The sequence below is a fragment of the Peribacillus sp. P4_C12 genome, from assembly GCF_056402095.1.
The window spans coordinates 1-1,393 of sequence record NZ_JBFUIB010000770.1 but is presented as its reverse complement, the minus strand read 5'-3'; the positions used below and the strand labels follow the sequence as shown (position 1 = coordinate 1,393).

At 35.2% G+C, this 1,393-nt stretch carries 1 protein-coding gene and 1 pseudogene; both read right to left on the bottom strand.

What is annotated here, in order from left to right; genetic code table 11:
• Window positions 1-430, bottom strand: a pseudogene (locus AC1DUW_RS28830) (ABC transporter permease); the annotation flags it as partial.
• Window positions 394-1,393 (bottom strand): ABC transporter ATP-binding protein (locus tag AC1DUW_RS28825; RefSeq protein WP_477644187.1); only part of this gene is annotated, 1,000 nt, incomplete at its 5' end. The pseudogene AC1DUW_RS28830 and the gene AC1DUW_RS28825, both read right to left, overlap by 37 nt.

Below are 1,393 nucleotides of genomic sequence, written 5' to 3'. Positions count from 1 at the left end.
CCACTATACTTACTAAAAGTGGTGACACGATCAAGAGAGTGATGTACCCTCTAACTCGTGGTGAACTTTTTGCCATTGTCATTGCTACTGGATAACCTAGAAATAGAGAAACTAAAACCGAATATAAACTGATTTTCACTGTCAACCATAAAGAAGACAAATAGTAACTATCCGTAAATATTTGTGTATAGTTTTTCAAGCTATATACTGCATCTGCCCCACCAAGATTATCAGTTGAAATAAAGCTTAAATATAGAATGTATAGCATTGGAATGACAAAGAAACCAAAGATAAATAATAAAATAGGTGTTAAAAGGAGTAGTCCAGGTATCCAAACTTTTCTTTTTTTGAATTTAGGTTCTTTTTGTGGCTCTATTGGATTCATATCCTTTTCTATTTCTTGACTAGCATAACTTCTGATGGGCTCCATCCGATATACACCTCACTCCCATTTTGCCATGAAGAATTAAAAGAAGAAGTCAAAACTTGAACACTTTTCCCTTGTAATAAAACATTAATTTCCCATGACGTACCAAGATAATTAATTTGACTAATCTTGGCTTTATGATAATCAAAAAGTGATAAAGCGGTTTCTTCTGCAGAAACAATTTGTACCTTTTCGGGTCTAATATACATCTTCACCTCATCCCCAGCTTTCAAATTGCTATCATTTCCCATGATATTATCTGCATCAACATGAGTGATATCATCACCTATTTTGACTGAAATTCTCCGCTTATCCACTTCTGAAACTTTACCTTCAAAACAATTTGACTTTCCAATAAATTGAAAGACGAATTCTGTCTTAGGATGATTGTAAATATCAGTTGGAGTACTGATTTGTTCGATTTTCCCTGCATTCATAACCACTACTCGATCTGACATTGATAGCGCTTCTTCTTGATCATGTGTTACAAAAATAGTTGTTACCCCAATTTCCTTTTGTAAACGTTTAATCTCTGCTCTTAGCTCATGGCGTAACTTAGCGTCAAGATTTGAAAGCGGCTCATCAAGTAAAAGGAGTTCTGGCTCAACTACARGTGCCCTGGAAATAGCTACACGTTGACGTTGCCCTCCTGATAATTCTCTCGGATAACGATTTTCCAATCCTGACATTTTTACTAATTCAAGTGCTTTACTTATTTTCTTTTTTTGTTCAGCTTTACCTACTTTTCGCAACTTCAATCCAAAGCTGAGATTTTCATAGACTGTCATATGAGGAAAAAGGGAATAAGTTTGAAAAACCATACCTAAATCTCTCTTATATGGCGGAACCTTTGTTACATTGTTCCCTTTAATATAAACCTCACCTTGATCTGCATCGAGAAAACCTGCAATAAGATTTAAGGTTGTCGACTTTCCACATCCAGAAGGACCAAGAAGAGTAAGTAAC